Genomic DNA, 15,168 nt, shown 5'->3' on the forward strand with positions numbered 1-15,168 from the left:
AAACTCAGAAAGGAACCTTAATGAACAAACAGGAACTGATCGACGCCGTCGCAGGACAGACGGGCGCCAGCAAGGCTCAAACCGGTGAAACGCTGGACACGTTGCTTGAAGTGATCAAGAAGTCTGTGTCGAAGGGCGACGCGGTCCAGTTGATCGGCTTCGGTAGTTTCGGTTCGGGCAAACGCGCAGCGCGTACGGGTCGCAATCCCAAGACCGGCGAAACCATCAAGATCCCGGCTGCCAAGACCGTCAAGTTCACGGCCGGCAAGGCGTTCAAGGACGCCGTCAACAAGCGCTAAGCAGAATACTGCCAGGCAGTTGACACCCGCCAACGGCGGGTTTTTTTTCGTCCGCGCGGTGTGCACGTGGTGCGGCGGGCCGCGACGGGCGGTGTCGCGGTTCCATGGGAACGATGGCGGCGGGACGCCGTTCAGTCGTGGCGATGCGGGTGGTGTTCGGCGTGATCATGGCCATGACCGTCGTGACCATGGTCGTGGCCGTGATGATGGTGGTGATCGTGGTCGTGGTGATCGTGATCGTCGTCGTCGAAATCCCAGGCGGGGAAAGGGTCGGCGAACTGCTGCCAGCCCTGCGGACCGAGCGCGTATTCGTCGTCGCTCAGCAGGCAGGCGTCGAACTTCGCGGTCCACGCGGCCGGGTCGATGTCGACGCCGATCATCACCAGCTCCTGACGACGATCGCCGATGCTCAGATCGTCCGGGTCGCCATACCAGTCGCCGGCGATTTCGGCGGCCAGCTCGTCGTCGCCGTCCGGCCATTCGCTGCGATCCTGCGCCGCCCACCACATCCCTGCCGGACCGTGCCGGCAAGCGCCGCCCGCCTGCGACAGCGAACCGGCGATATCGTTGCGCGTCGCGAGCCAGAAGAAGCCCTTGCCGCGCAAGACGCCCTTCCATTCCTGATGCAGTAGCGTCCACAGCCGTTCCGGATGAAACGGCCGGCGCGCGCCATAAACGAATGTGCCGATACCGAACTCGTCCGCTTCACCGTGATGCGCATGACCGTGCTCGTCATCGTGTTCATGCGTGAGCGCGGCGAGCCAGCCCGGCGCGCTCGCTGCTTCGTCGAAATCGAAACGGCCGGTGTTCAGCACCTGCGCGAGCGGCACCGAGCCGAAACGGCTGACCACCTGCACCGCGCGCGGGTTGAGGCGCGCGAGGATGCGTTGCAGGCGCGTGAGCTCGTCGGCGCTGACGAGGTCGGCCTTGTTCACCACCAGCACGTCGCAGAATTCAATCTGCTCGATCAGCAATTCGACGATGGTGCGGTCGTCTTCGTCGCTCACGGCGATACCGCGCTCGGCGAGCGCGTCCGCCGAAGCGTAGTCGCGCAGGAAATTGGCCGCATCGACCACCGTCACCATCGTGTCGAGTCGCGCGACGTCGGCGAGCGACGCGCCGTCGTCGTCGACGAAGCTGAAGATGTCGGCGATCGGCATCGGCTCAGCGACGCCGGTCGCCTCGATCACGATCGCATCGAAGCGCTGTTCGGCGGCAAGACGTTTGATCTCGACCGCGAGGTCGTCGCGCAACGTGCAGCAGATGCAGCCGTTCGATATCTCGACGAGCTGCTCTTCGGCGTGCGACACCGCGGCGGCATCGCGCACGAGCGCCGGATCGACGTCGACGGCGCCCAGATCGTTGACGATCACGGCCACGCGCAAACCGGCGCGATTCGCGAGGATGTCGTTCAGGAGCGTGGTCTTGCCGGCGCCCAGAAAACCGGAGAGCACGGTGACGGGCAATAGCGGCTGGTTCATCGCAGTACGGAAGTGCAAGAGGAGTGGAGGGCGTACCGGGCTCGGGGCCGCATGACTGCGCGGCGCTATGACGCGAGCCTCGACGGCAGCACGAAGCCGCATTGTGCATCAAAACGGGCGGCGCTCGCGTGACGGGCTGGCGCGGCGGCCGGCGGCAAGCGCGTTTGGCAACGTGGCGGCAAGCCGAACAGCGGGCGCAAGCAGGCGCACGAGAAGACGGACAGAACACGTCGATGCGCGTTCACAGGCAAGCCGCCAGATACGCGGGCAAATCAGCCAGTAAGCGGGTTCAACCAGGGAGGCGACAGTCGCGCCGAAGCCAAAAGCAGGTCGCCGAGACGAGGGGACGCCGGCAAGCGAGACGCTCAGCGTGTAGCCGGCATCAGATTCCACTTGCGTAGAATGGCGACGATCTGTTGCGCATACTTGTCGCGCAAAGCCGGCGTTTCGGAGTGGTACGCTCCGACTGCCTGCCACGTATTGCCGTACTTGTTCATCTGACGACGCAGATGCCACGCCGCGATATAGACGTTCTTGCAGGGCTCCATCAGTGTGCCCTGCGAGATGCCGTATTGAGCGAGGATGGGCAGATGGATCGAATTGATCTGCATCACGCCGTAGTCGGTTGAACCGTTGGCGTTCTTGTGCTGCGCGTCGGGCCGGTTGTGCGACTCCTGCCACGCAATCGCACGCAGAATCAATGGGTTAACCTTTTGATACTTGGCCGCTTCGTCAAAGCAATCGGCGCGCGCGGACCCTGCTGCTGCCAGCATGGCAAGTCCTGCGGCGACGGTGACGAAGACATGGTTCATCGGTCAAGACGACTAAGTAAATCGCAAGGGTAAGGGTTGGTAAGGCGTTTCTTCGGCCAGAGTTCAGCCGCTGAGAGCCGCCAGGGCACGCCGGTCGGGCGTTCGTCGAATATCGGGGAAAACCCGCGGCGGCAAACCATCAACCGGAGACTCGAACGGCTCGTATCATACCGGCAGTCCGACCCGCGTCAAGTTAGCTAACAGACATAGGCAGGCGGAAAACGATGCGTCGCCCGGCTCGCGCCAGGCGCCACAAGCTTTCAGTTGCATGACAACGGTGCGGTCTTTTAACGGATTCGCATATCGCCGTCTGATTTGTGACAAATCCGACATGAAAAACTGTTACTGTTCATTTTTTTCGGACGTCGGATGGTCGGCACCCGCAGCGAGCCCGGCCCGCGAGGCTGTCCCCCAGACCGGCGAGAGGGTGGCTTGCCCCCGTGTCCGCACCGCATGACCGTCGGCAGCATCGGCTGCCGGCTTCGATATCACAACCCATGAGAAGAAATTGTATGGCTTTGCGTCGCGTTGCAACGGCGCTGCTGGTGGCTGGATTGATCACCGCGCAGACAGCACAGGCACAGGTGACACTCAACTTCGTGAACGCCGACATCGACCAGGTCGCCAAGGCGATCGGCGCGGCAACCGGCAAAACGATCATCGTCGACCCGCGTGTGAAGGGGCAGTTGAACCTCGTGTCGGAAAATTCGGTGCCGCAGGACCAGGCGCTGAAGACCCTGCAATCCGCGTTGCGCATGCAGGGTTTCGCGCTGGTGCAGGACCACGGCGTGCTGAAGGTCGTGCCCGAGGCCGACGCCAAGCTGCAAGGCGTGCCGACCTATGTCGGCAACGCGCCTGTCGCGCGCGGCGACCAGGTGGTCACGCAGGTCTTCGTGCTGAAGAACGAATCGGCCAATAACCTGCTGCCGGTACTGCGTCCGCTGATCTCGCCGAACAATACCGTGGCCGCGTATCCGGCCAACAATACGATCGTCGTCACCGACTACGCCGACAACGTGCGGCGCATCGCGCAGATCATCGCGGGCGTGGATACGGCGGCCGGCCAGTCCGTCGCGGTCGTGCCGCTGAGAAACGGCAACGCGATCGACATCGCCACGCAGTTGACCAAGATGCTCGATCCGGGCGCGATCGGCAGCACCGACGCGACGCTGAAAGTCTCGATCACGGCCGACCCGCGCACCAACTCGCTGATGATCCGCGCGTCGAACGGCGGCCGTCTGGCCGCCGCGAAGGAACTCGCGAAGCAGCTCGACATGCCGACCACGATGCCTGGCAACATGCACGTCGTCGCGCTGCGCAACGCGGACGCGACGAAGCTCGCAAAGACGCTGCGCGGCATGATGGGCAAGGGCGGCGACAGCGGCTCGTCGGGTGGCTCGGGCGAAGCGAATTCGTTCAACCAGAACGGCGGCGGCGGCTTCTCGGGCAGCAATTCGACGGGCACGTCGGGCACCCCGCCGCTGCCGTCGGGCGGAATGAACAGCAGTTCGATGTCGTCGCCGATGAGCGGCAGCGGCTCGGGCGCGAACGGCGGTTCCGCTTCGGGCGGCCTGCTCGGCGGCGACAAGGACAAGGGCGACGACAACCAGGCCGGCGGCATGATCCAGGCCGACTCCGCCACCAACTCGCTGATCATCACGGCGGCCGAGCCGGTGTACCGCAATTTGCGCGCGGTGATCGACCAGCTCGACGCGCGCCGTCCGCAGGTCTACATCGAGGCGCTGATCGTCGAGTTGAACTCGAACACGAGCGGCAACCTCGGCATTCAATGGCAGATCGCGAACAACTCGCTGTTCGCGGGCACGAACCTGTCGACCGGTTCGAGCAACAGCATCGTCAACCTGACGGCGGCCGCCGCGACAGCCGCGGCCACGGGCGCCACCGGCGGTCTCGGCGCGGCGGTGGGCAACGGCGTTTTGCAGCAGGGCCTGAACATCGGCTGGATTCACAACATTTTCGGCGTGCAGGGACTCGGCGCGCTGCTGCAGGCACTGTCGCAGAGTGCCGACGCGAACGTGCTGTCCACGCCTAACCTGATCACGCTCGACAACGAAGAAGCGAAGATCATCGTCGGGACGAACGTGCCGATTCAGACCGGTTCGTATTCGAACCTGACGAGCGGCACCGCGAGCGCGGCATTCAACACGTTCGACCGTGTCGACGTGGGTCTGACGCTGCACGTGAAGCCGCAGATCACCGAGGGCGGCATTCTGAAGCTGCAGCTCTACACGGAAGACTCGGCGATCGTGAACGGCACCACCAACGCGACAACCAATCCGTCGGGTCCGCAGTTCACCAAGCGCTCGATCCAGTCGACGGTGTTGGCCGACAACGGCGAAATCATCGTGCTGGGCGGCCTGATGCAGGACAACTACCAGGTCAGCAACAGCAAGGTGCCGCTGCTCGGCGACATCCCGTGGATCGGCCAGTTGTTCCGCTCGGAACAGAAGAACCGCGACAAGACCAACCTGATGGTATTCCTGCGCCCGGTGATCATCGCCGACCGCGATACCGCGCAGGCCGTCACGTCGAACCGCTACGACTACATTCAGGGTGTGCAGGGCGCGTACAAGACGGATAACAACGTGATGCGCGATCGCGACGATCCGGTCGTGCCGCCGATGCCGCTCGGCCCTAGCCAGGGCGTGCCGCCCGCGATGAATCTGTTCGATCTGAACCAGATGCGTCGTCAGCAGATGGCCCCGCAGCAGCAACAGCAAGTGCCGCAGCAGGTGCCTTCGCAGGCGCCGGAGGCCGTCCCGCAAGCCGTGCCGCAGTCGACCCAGCAGCCCGTGCTGCAGACGCCGCAGCAGATCGCCGCGCCCTACCCGGCAAGCGGCACGCAGCCGACCACGATGTCACCGGGAGCGCGTCCGTGATTCAGGCGCCCGCGCAAACGGCGCAGCGCGCGCCGGGCGGCGACCCCGCCAACAGCGAGCGCGCCGCGCCCTCGCCGCTCGCCGCGCGGCTCGTGCCGTACGGTTTCGCCCGCAGCGGCCAGATTCTGGTCGCGCATCAACACGCGGACAGCCTCGAAGTCTGGATCAGCGAACGCACCAGCGAAGCCGCGCTCGCCGAAGTCGCGCGCAATTTCGGCGCGGTGTCGGTCGTGCGCCTGCCTGCGGACGAACTCGCGCAGGCAATCAACCAGGCGTATGCGCGCCAGGACGGCAGCGCCGCGCAGGTAGTGGGCGAAGTGGAAGGCGAAGTCGATCTGTCGCGACTGATGCAGGACATCCCCGAGGTCGAGGATCTGCTGGAGTCCGAGGACGACGCGCCGATCATCCGGATGATCAACGCGCTGCTCACGCAAGCGGCGCGCGAACAGGCATCGGACATTCACATCGAGCCCTTCGAAACTTCTTCGGTGGTGCGCTTCCGGGTCGACGGCACGCTGCGCGACGTCGTGCGCCCGAAGAAAGCGCTGCACGGCGCGCTGATCTCGCGGATCAAGATCATGGCGCAGCTCGACATCGCGGAGAAACGTTTGCCGCAGGACGGCCGGATCACGCTGCGAGTCGGCGGCCGTCCCGTCGACGTGCGCGTGTCGACGCTGCCAACCGGTCACGGCGAACGCGCGGTGCTGCGTCTGCTAGAAAAAGACGCGTCGCGCCTGAACCTCGAAGCGCTCGGCATGGCGTCCGACACGCTCGTCAAATTCGACAAGCTGATCGGCAAGCCGCACGGCATCGTGCTGGTGACCGGCCCGACCGGCTCCGGTAAGACGACCACGCTGTACGCGGCGATGTCGCGGCTCGAAACGGCCACGACCAACATCATGACGGTCGAAGACCCAATCGAATACGACCTCTCCGGCATCGGCCAGACGCAGGTCAACGAACGGATCGGCATGACCTTCGCGCGCGCGCTGCGCTCGATTCTGCGGCAGGACCCGGACGTCATCATGATCGGCGAAATCCGCGACCTCGAAACCGCGCAGATCGCGGTGCAGGCTTCGCTCACGGGCCACCTCGTGTTGGCGACGCTGCACACCAACGACGCGGCCTCGGCCGTCACGCGTTTGACCGACATGGGCGTCGAGCCGTATCTGCTGGCGTCGTCGCTGCTCGGCGTGCTGGCGCAGCGGCTCGTGCGGCGGTTGTGTCAGGTGTGCCGCGAAGAGCGCGTCGAGGAAGACGGCAGCGTGCGTTGGCATCCAGTGGGCTGCGACAAATGCGGCCAGTCCGGTTATGCGGGACGGCGCGGTGTGTACGAACTGCTGTTGATCGACGACGCGATCCGCGCGCTGGTTCACCGCAATGCGGCCGATGCGGAAATCCTCACGGCCGGCCGCGAACAAGGCATGCGCACGTTGCGTGAGGATGCGGACCGTTGGCTCGCGTCCGGGCTGACGTCGCTGGAAGAAGTGATTCGCGTGACGGGCGGAGCATAAGCGCATGCCGGCATTTCGTTTCGAAGCGATCGACGCGGCGGGCAAGGCGCAAAAAGGCGTGCTCGACGCGGACAGCGCGCGTGGCGCGCGCACCAGCCTGCGCTCGCAAGGCCTCACGCCGCTCGTCGTGGAACCCGCGGCCACGCGCACGCGCGGCGAGCGCAATCAACGGCTGTCGCTGGGGCGGCGTCTGTCGCAACGAGAACAGGCGATCCTCACGCGCCAACTGGCCAGTCTGCTGATCGCCGGTTTGCCGCTCGACGAAGCGCTCGCGGTGCTCACCGAGCAATCGGAGCGCGACTACATCCGCGAATTGATGGCGTCGATTCGCGCGGAAGTGCTCGGCGGCCATTCGCTTGCCAATGCGCTCACGCAGCATCCGAAAGACTTCCCCGAAATTTACCGGGCGCTCGTCGCGGCCGGCGAGCACACGGGCAAGCTCGGTCTGGTGTTGTCGCGCCTCGCCGACTACATCGAGCAACGCAACGCGCTGAAGCAGAAGATCGTGCTCGCGTTCACGTACCCCGCCATCGTGACGCTCATCGCGTTCGGCATCGTCACCTTCCTGCTGAGCTACGTGGTCCCGCAAGTGGTGAACGTGTTCGCCAGCACCAAGCAGCAACTGCCCTTCCTCACCGTGATGATGATGGCGCTGTCCGGCTTCGTGCGGAACTGGTGGTGGGCGATGCTGATCGGCGTGGTCGTGCTGGTGTATCTGGTGCGCTCGGTGCTCAGGCAACCCGGCCCGCGCCTCGCGTTCGACCGCTGGCTGCTGACCGCGCCGCTGCTCGGCAAACTCGTGCGCGGCTACAACACCGTGCGCTTTGCGAGCACGCTCGGGATTCTGACCGCGGCGGGCGTGCCGATCCTGCGCGCGCTGCAGGCGGCGGCCGAAACGCTCAGCAACAACGCGATGCGCGAGAACATCGACGACGCGATCGTCCGCGTGCGTGAAGGCACGTCGCTGTCGCGCGCGCTCGGCAATACGAAGACGTTTCCGCCGGTGCTGGTGCACCTGATCCGCTCGGGCGAAGCGACCGGCGACGTGACCACCATGCTCGATCGCGCGGCCGACGGCGAAGCGCGCGAACTGGAGCGTCGCACGATGTTCCTGACGAGCCTGCTGGAGCCGCTGCTGATTCTGGCGATGGGGGGCGTGGTGCTGGTGATCGTGCTGGCGGTGATGCTGCCGATCATCGAGTTGAACAACCTCGTGCAGTAACGCGAAGAGATAGAAGGTAGAGGACAGGTTGCGCGGCGGCTAAAGCCACGCAACCGGTTGAAGCGAAGACGCCGGCAGGTCGGGCGCTTTGACGATTAACGCACGTAGATCGTAGGACCGACGGCATTGGCGGGCAGGAAGACTTCGGAGTGTGCGCCGTTGCGGTCGATGATGATCGAGCGGGCGCGGACTTCGGAGAGTTTGGCGCCTTGCATCAGCGTGCTGCCGAGCGACACCGCATGCGGCGGTTCACCGCCCACGCTGACGATGGCCGCGGCGCCTTCGCTCAAGGCGAGGATGCCGAACAGATGCACGTCCTGATTGACGCTGCGCGTGAGCTGGCCGCCGAACAGCGTGGCGGCCTGGTCGGTCGAGACCTGCGCATGCGCGGCGGCGGCGGGCAACGGTGCGCCGGACATCGTGGTGAGCGTGATGACCCAGTAGGTCAGCGTCGCGCAGAAAACGGCGAACAGCGCGAGCGACAGAAGGCGGATTTGGATGGCGTTCATGCGCATCATTGTACGGACTATTGTGAAAATTGCGTTGCGTTGAAACCCTTCAACACCATGACATTAAAATGACCGGCCGGGCGTGTTCAATAGCGGCCTGATCGCTGACCAGCGAATCCCGCCCAGTCGAAAATTTCACCAGAAAAGAGGTAGCAAGCTATGCAACTGTCGACCACTCGCCGCACTGATATCGCGGGTTCGCGCAGCCGTCGTCAGCGAGGTTTCACGCTGATCGAAATCATGGTCGTGATCGCGATTCTCGGCATTCTCGCCGCGCTGATCGTGCCGAAAATCATGAGCCGTCCGGACGAAGCGCGGCGCGTCGCCGCCAAGCAGGACATCGGCACGGTGATGCAGGCATTGAAGCTCTATCGTCTCGACAACGGCCGCTATCCGGCTCAGGAGCAAGGCCTGCGCTCGCTGATCGAAAAGCCGAGTACCGATCCGGTGCCGAACAACTGGAAGGACGGCGGTTATCTCGAACGTCTGCCGAACGACCCGTGGGGCAACGCGTATAACTATCTGAATCCGGGCGTACATGGCGAGATCGACGTGTTCAGCTACGGCGCGGACGGCAAGGCCGGCGGCGAAGGCAACGACGCCGACGTCGGCTCGTGGCAGTAAGCGCAACGAGCACAGCCAGCGTATTCGTCAATCGTTGACTTCCCCGCGCGCGAGATCCGCCCCGCTGTTGAGCGAGGCTCGCGCGCTTTGTCGATACATCGTCGTTTGATCAATTTAGTCGATCGTTTCGTGGCCGGCACTATGCGTATGTCCGCTTGCAAGTCCCATGTGGACACTCCGTGTACGGCCTCGCCGCCGCATGCGGCGTGCGCCGGCGCGCGCAGGCATATTCACACACGCATGAGTCATGGTCCGCGCCGCGCGGCAGGCTTCACGCTGCTCGAAATGATGGTGGTGCTGGTGATCGCGGGCCTGCTGGTGTCGTTGACCGCGTTGACGATGACGCGCAATCCGCGCACCGATCTCAACGAAGAAGCGCAGCGTCTCGCGCTGCTGTTCGAATCGGCCGGCGACGAAGCGCAGGTGCGCGCGCGCCCCATCGCGTGGCAGCCGGTCGAAGGCGGCTTCCGTTTCGATCAACGTACCGAAGACGGCTGGCGTCCGCTGCGCGATGATCTGCTCGGGCCGCGCCAGTGGGAAGGTGGCGTGACCGGCGTGACGATCAGTTATCCGGGCTCCGATTCGCAGCCGAGCCGCATCGTCTTCGGCACCGAAGCGATCGACGTGCCGATACAGATCACGCTGTTTTCGGCGGCGGGGCGCGCGACGATCGTCGGCACCGGCAATGGCCGCTATGAGGTGCATTGAGATGGCTCGTTGCAGCAGCATCGCGCGCCGGCGAGCCGGGCGCGCGCAGCGCGGTTTCACGATGATCGAAGTGCTGGTGGCGCTCGCGATCATCGCGGTCGCGCTGTCGGCGTCGTTGCGCGCGGTCGGCAGTCTCGCGAGCGGCGAAGCCGATCTGCACCGCCGTCTGCTGGCCGGCTGGAGTGCGGACAACACGCTCGCGCAGTTGCGTTTGACGCACGCGTGGCCGAACGTCGGCGAGACGAGCTTCGAATGTTCGCAAGGCAACCTGCAATTGATCTGTACCGAGCATGTGACGGCGACGCCGAATCCGGTGTTTCGTCGCGTCGAAGTGATGGTGACAATGCCTGGGCGTTCCGGCAATCTCGCCCAGATGGTCACGGTGGTCGCGAATGAAAACAACCGCTCGCTCTGAGCGCCGCCGCCGATCCGGCGCGCGCGGCTTCACGCTGATCGAACTGCTGGTCGCGATCGCGATCATGGCGGTGATCGCCGTGTTGTCGTGGCGCGGGCTCGACCAGATCATTCGCGGCCGCGCCACGATCACCAACGCGATGGAAGAAGAGCGCGTCTTCGCGCAGATGTTCGACCAGATGCGGATCGACGCGCGCCAGGCCGCGTCCGACGACGAGTCCGGTCAGCCGGCGATATCGCTGGCCGGCAACACGTTGCAGATCGTGCGGCAGATGACCTTGCCGGGCACCGCGCCGCGTCTGCAGGTGGTGCGCTACCAGGTGTCGAATGGCCGCGTGATTCGTTACGCGTCGCCGCCGCTCGGCAACGCCGGCGAACTGCGGCGCGCATTGCGCGGCAGCGAAGGCGACGGATGGAGCGGCGTGCCGTTGATGGGCGGCGTCGGCGCGATCTCCGCGCGGCTCTATGTGCCGAAGGTCGGCTGGACCACGCAGATGAAAGACGTGCAGAGCGCGATCACCGAGGCCGACAACAATCTGAAGGTGCCGCAGCTCGGCAACGCGCCGCTGCCGCGTTCGGTGACGGGGTTCGAAGTGAGCGTCGGCGCGCGCTCGTTGGCGCGGCCTGTGACGCGGGTTTTTCTCGTCGGGGAATGACATGAGATTCTCTTGCTCCGCTCCGCGACGCCCTTCATCTTCTTCCAAAGCTGGCAAGGTGCGTACGCATGCCGTCAGGCCGAGCGTTGCGCGCGTCCCTACGCGCGGCGAATCGCTCAAACGCGTGGCCAGATGCCAAGGCAGACGCTCTGCCTCCCGCGCCCAACAGCAAGGCGCGGCGATCATCAGCGCGCTGCTGGTCGTCGCGCTATCCGCGATCCTCGTCTCGGGCATGCTGTGGCGCCAGCAGGTGCAGATTCGCCGGATTGAAAATCAGCGACTGCTTTCGCAGGCGCAATGGGTCGCGCGCGGCGCGCTGGACTGGACGCGCCTGATCCTGCGCTCGGAAGGCGATACGTCGGCCGGCATCACCTATCTCGGCGGACTGTGGGGCGTGCCGATCGCGAAGACGCGCCTGTCCGATTTTCTCGGTCAGATCGGCGAGGTTCGCGCCGAGCAAGGCGCGGCCACGTATCTGTCCGGTTCGATCGAAGACGCGCAGGCCAAATTCAATCTGCGCAATCTGGTGTCGAGCCCCGCGCCCGGCGTGATGCAATTGAACGTCGAGCAGATCGGCGCGTATCAGCGCCTGCTGGTGTCGCTCGGCGTCAACAGCCAGCTCGCGAGAGCCACCGCCTTGCAGGTGCGCAACAGCCTCTCGCGTTCGGCGACCCGCTTCCAGGCCGTCACGTCCACTAGCGGTTCGACGGCGGCCGCGACGCCGAACATCGGGGGCGGCGCCACGGGCGGCAGTTTTACAGACAAACCGGGCATCGAAGACGACGATAGCTCGGCGGTCGCGCCGTTGCAGATGACTGGCGTCGATTCGCTGCTCGACATTCCGGGCTATACGCCGGAGATGATCGAGCGCTTGCGGCCCTTCGTCACCGTGTTGCCGACCGTCACGGCGCTCAACATGAACACGGCGTCGGCTGAAGTGATCGCGGCAGTCGTGCCGGGCATGAGCCAGTCGGCCGCGCAGGGTTTCGTCGCGAGCCGGCAGACGGTGTTCTTCCGCAATGTCGGCGACGTGCAGCTCGCGTTGCGCGGTTCCGGCGTGCAGTCGGTCGCGATCGATCCGGCGCAGATGGACGTGAACTCGAGCTACTTTTTGATCCACGGCCGCGTGCAGCACGAACGCGCCGAAGTCGATCGCACGACCCTCGTCTATCGCGACGCAATGACTCACACTACGCGTATCGTGCGGGTACAAGACCAACTATGAACAACGCAATTCCCAGAGAGAGTGGCCTTTGAGCACGCTGATCGTCCTACTGCCGCCGCGTGATCCGGCGGTGCCATCGCAGGAATGGCAATTGCCGGAGCTGCCGTTCGTCCTGCTCGACAAGTCGGGGCGCACCCAGCGCGCCGGGCGCTCGGCGCTCGCGCTGCTGCCGCGCGCCACGTCGACGGTGCTGATGGTCGCCGCGCGCGACCTGCTGATGATGCCCACCACGCTGCCGCCGCTGCGCGGTCCGAAGTTGCGTCAGGCATTGCCCAACATCGTCGAGGATCAGCTGATCCAGGATCCGCAGACTTGCCACATCGCCGTCGATCCGCAACCGGTCGCGGGCGGCCGGCAGGTGCTCGCGATCATCGACCGCGGCTGGTTCCGCTTCATCTGCGAAGCCTTCACGACGGCCGGTCATCGCAGCTTGCGCGCCGTGCCGGTGACACGCTGCCTGCCGCAAACCGCTAAAGCCGCTACGACTGCCGAAGTCGCGGAACGGGTGAATGCAGGCGAGCCGGCTATGGCGGGCGCGGTCGAGGTCGCCACGTCGCTGCCCGGCCTCGCACCGGTTGTCGCGCCGGACGCCGCAGCCGTGGTGCCGATGGTCGCCGCCGTGCTCGGCGCGGTCGTTCAGACCGCCCCCGCGCTGCTGCTGGAAGGCGCGGGAGAGAGCGGCGTGCCGCGTGTCGAACTGGCGATTGCGCGCGGCGTGCAAGGCGAAGGGCTGGCGGTGCCGGCCAACGCCGTGAACGCGACGCTCGGTGCGCTCGCCGGCGCGGCGTCCGTGTCGCTGTACATGCTGACCGAAATGCCCGGCAACGAGCCGAGTCTCGGCAACACCAGCCCGGCGCGGCTGGCTGCGCATATCCACGGCGCCAGTCCGTTGCCGTTCGAACAGCTCGCGCGGCGTGCATTGGAGTGCCGCTTCGATCTGTGCCAGTTCGAGTTTGCGTCGCAGCCGTGGCGGCTCGATCGCGCGACGCTGCGGCGTCTGCGTTTGCCGGTGCTGCTGGCGGTCGGTGCGCTGCTGATCTCGATTGTCGGGGCGAACGTGCAGTGGATGATGCTCGCGCGTCAACGCGACGCGATCAACACGGACATGACCCGCCTGCTGCTCGACACCTTCCCCAAAACGACGGTCGTGCTCGATGCGCCCGATCAGATGTCGCGCCAATTGCAGCAGTTGCGGGTCGCGGCGGGCGAACTGTCGCCGGACGATTTCCTGTCGCTCGCCGACGGCCTCGCGCGTTCGATGGCGCCGGTGCCGGTCAACGGCATCGCCGGACTCGACTATCACGACCGGCGACTCGACGTGACCTTCAAGCCCGAGATCAAGCTCGACGCGGACTTTCCAAAGCGCCTCGCGCGCAACGGGCTGAGCGGCGCGATCGACAGCAATACCGGCAAGTGGACCATCAGGAACGGACAATGAAAGCTGAACTCGCTCAAACATGGGCCGGCTTCTGGGACCAGCGCACCGAGCGCGAAAAGAACCTTCTGACGTGGGGCGGCGGTGTGCTCGCCGTGGTGGTCGCTTGGTCGGTGCTGTGGGCGCCGGCGCAGGAAGGCCGCGCGCATCTGCGTGAATCGCTGCCCAGCCTGCAACGCCAGCTCGCGCAGATGACCGCGCAATCGAACGAAGCCCGGACACTGTCGGCGGCCGCGCAGGGCGTCGCGCCGACCGGTGCCGCGCTGAAGGACGCGCTCACGGCGTCGCTCAACGATCACGGCCTTGCCGCGACGCAGGTGCAGGTGGTCGGCAACGCGGTGCAGGTCCAGATGAAGAACGCGTCGTTCCCGGCGTGGACGAGCTGGGTCGACGACGCGCGCAAGCAATTCAAGGTGCAGATTGCCGAGGCGCATGTCACCGCGCTGAAGGAAGACGGCCAGGTGGATCTGACGGCGTCGTTGCAGCCGTCGACCGCGAAATGACCGCACCGTCACGGGATCTCGCATGAACTACTGGATGCGGCGCCTGCGCGTCGCGCTGCCTTGGGCGGTGGTCGGTGCGTTGGCCTCCGCGGCGGTGATGCTCGCGCTGTTGCCGGCCGCGTGGATCACGCCGCAGTTCGCACGGCAGACCGGCGGGCACGTCAATCTCGTCGACCCGGCCGGCTCGCTGTGGCACGGCTCCGCCACGCTGATGCTGGCCGCCGGCTCCGACATGAGCGCGGCGACGCTGCTGCCTGGGCGGATCGAATGGAGCACGGCGTTCTGGCCGCTGTTCACCGGCCGCGTACGCATGGTGATGCGGCACAGCGAGGCGATGCCCGACCCGATCACCGTCGATGCCACCCCGCGCAGCGCGACCGTCACGCCCGGCACGATCGCGGTGCCCGCTTCGCTGCTGAGCGGACTGGGCGCACCGTTCAACACGCTCGATCTGCAAGGCAACGTGCAGCTCTCCTGGTCCGACTGGCGCAGCTTCAACCGGGAGGCGTTCGGCCAGCTGACCGTGACGCTGAACGACGTCAGTTCGCGGGTGTCGATGGTCAAGCCGCTCGGCTCATATCGGGTGAGTTTCCAGGCACAGGGCGCGTCGTCGACGCTCGATCTGACGACGCTCAAGGGGCCGCTGATGCTGAGCGGCAACGGCACGATCTCGGCGGCGTCGACGTCGTTTCGCGGCACGGCCAGCGCCGCGCCCGAAGCACGCGACAATCTCGCGGGCCTGCTGAATCTGCTGGGCCGTCCGAGCGGGCCGGACTCGGTGACGCTGACGTTTGCGCATTGAAGTCTGGATCAACGACGCGCGCGAGCGTGTAGGTCGCAGCGCGCGAGCGCGATAAAAAAGAGGC

General features: G+C 65.6%; 15 protein-coding genes. 12 read left to right on the forward strand and 3 right to left on the reverse strand.

Annotation, left to right across the window (positions count from 1 at the left end):
* Positions 1-20: 20 nt before the first annotated feature.
* Positions 21-299, forward strand: a complete 279-nt coding sequence (locus tag BGI01S_RS17395; RefSeq protein WP_006050811.1) for an HU family DNA-binding protein — start codon at positions 21-23, stop codon at positions 297-299.
* Between the two features lie 131 nt (positions 300-430).
* Here the strand turns inward: BGI01S_RS17395 and BGI01S_RS17400 are convergent, their stop codons facing one another.
* A complete protein-coding gene (locus tag BGI01S_RS17400) occupies positions 431-1,780 on the reverse strand; it encodes a GTP-binding protein (protein ID WP_042327210.1) in 1,350 nt (449 codons plus the stop codon).
* Between the two features lie 365 nt (positions 1,781-2,145).
* On the reverse strand, positions 2,146-2,592 hold the full coding sequence (locus tag BGI01S_RS17405; RefSeq protein ID WP_042327211.1) for a lytic transglycosylase domain-containing protein: 447 nt from the start codon (positions 2,590-2,592) through the stop codon (positions 2,146-2,148).
* Positions 2,593-3,104: 512 nt separating this feature from the next.
* Between BGI01S_RS17405 and gspD the strand changes: the two genes are divergently transcribed.
* From gspD to gspF, 3 genes are read left to right on the forward strand one after another with little or no spacing between them, the layout of a single operon-like run.
* Positions 3,105-5,492: a type II secretion system secretin GspD gene (gene gspD / locus BGI01S_RS17410; protein ID WP_042327213.1), complete on the forward strand. Its 2,388-nt coding sequence runs from the start codon at positions 3,105-3,107 to the stop codon at positions 5,490-5,492.
* On the forward strand, positions 5,492-7,006 hold the full coding sequence (gspE, locus tag BGI01S_RS17415) for a type II secretion system ATPase GspE (RefSeq protein WP_408638616.1): 1,515 nt from the start codon (positions 5,492-5,494) through the stop codon (positions 7,004-7,006). Before gspD ends, gspE begins: the two co-directional genes overlap by 1 nt.
* A gap of 4 nt (positions 7,007-7,010) precedes the next feature.
* A complete protein-coding gene (gene gspF, locus BGI01S_RS17420) occupies positions 7,011-8,228 on the forward strand; it encodes a type II secretion system inner membrane protein GspF (protein ID WP_042327215.1) in 1,218 nt (405 codons plus the stop codon).
* A 95-nt stretch (positions 8,229-8,323) separates the two neighbouring features.
* Here the strand turns inward: gspF and BGI01S_RS17425 are convergent, their stop codons facing one another.
* Positions 8,324-8,737, reverse strand: coding sequence for a type II secretion system protein N (locus BGI01S_RS17425; RefSeq protein ID WP_042327369.1), 414 nt, complete (start codon positions 8,735-8,737; stop codon positions 8,324-8,326).
* A gap of 159 nt (positions 8,738-8,896) precedes the next feature.
* On the opposite strand from BGI01S_RS17425, the gene gspG reads away from it, so the two are divergent.
* From gspG to BGI01S_RS17465, 8 genes are all read left to right on the forward strand, one after another.
* Entirely contained in the window at positions 8,897-9,361 is a 465-nt protein-coding gene (gene gspG / locus BGI01S_RS17430) for a type II secretion system major pseudopilin GspG (protein WP_042327216.1), read from the forward strand.
* 141 nt (positions 9,362-9,502) lie between these two features.
* A complete protein-coding gene (locus BGI01S_RS17435) occupies positions 9,503-10,069 on the forward strand; it encodes a GspH/FimT family pseudopilin (protein ID WP_157004213.1) in 567 nt (188 codons plus the stop codon).
* A gap of 1 nt (position 10,070) precedes the next feature.
* Positions 10,071-10,484 (forward strand): type II secretion system minor pseudopilin GspI, encoded by a 414-nt coding sequence (gspI, locus tag BGI01S_RS17440; protein ID WP_042327218.1) that lies wholly within the window; start codon positions 10,071-10,073, stop codon positions 10,482-10,484.
* Complete coding sequence (locus BGI01S_RS17445) at positions 10,462-11,139, forward strand: PulJ/GspJ family protein (protein WP_042327219.1); 678 nt, start codon at positions 10,462-10,464, stop codon at positions 11,137-11,139. Before gspI ends, BGI01S_RS17445 begins: the two co-directional genes overlap by 23 nt.
* Position 11,140: 1 nt before the next feature.
* Positions 11,141-12,364, forward strand: a complete 1,224-nt coding sequence (gene gspK, locus BGI01S_RS17450; RefSeq protein WP_084585408.1) for a type II secretion system minor pseudopilin GspK — start codon at positions 11,141-11,143, stop codon at positions 12,362-12,364.
* Between the two features lie 28 nt (positions 12,365-12,392).
* A complete protein-coding gene (gene gspL / locus BGI01S_RS17455; RefSeq protein ID WP_042327221.1) occupies positions 12,393-13,802 on the forward strand; it encodes a type II secretion system protein GspL in 1,410 nt (469 codons plus the stop codon).
* Positions 13,799-14,302, forward strand: a complete 504-nt coding sequence (locus BGI01S_RS17460) for a type II secretion system protein M (RefSeq protein WP_042327222.1) — start codon at positions 13,799-13,801, stop codon at positions 14,300-14,302. The genes gspL and BGI01S_RS17460 overlap by 4 nt, the downstream gene beginning before the upstream one ends.
* A 22-nt stretch (positions 14,303-14,324) precedes the next feature.
* Positions 14,325-15,104, forward strand: a complete 780-nt coding sequence (locus BGI01S_RS17465) for a type II secretion system protein N (RefSeq protein WP_042327223.1) — start codon at positions 14,325-14,327, stop codon at positions 15,102-15,104.
* Positions 15,105-15,168 lie beyond the last annotated feature (64 nt).

Origin of the sequence: Paraburkholderia ginsengisoli NBRC 100965, assembly GCF_000739735.1 — a bacterium.
GTDB lineage: Bacteria > Pseudomonadota > Gammaproteobacteria > Burkholderiales > Burkholderiaceae > Paraburkholderia > Paraburkholderia ginsengisoli.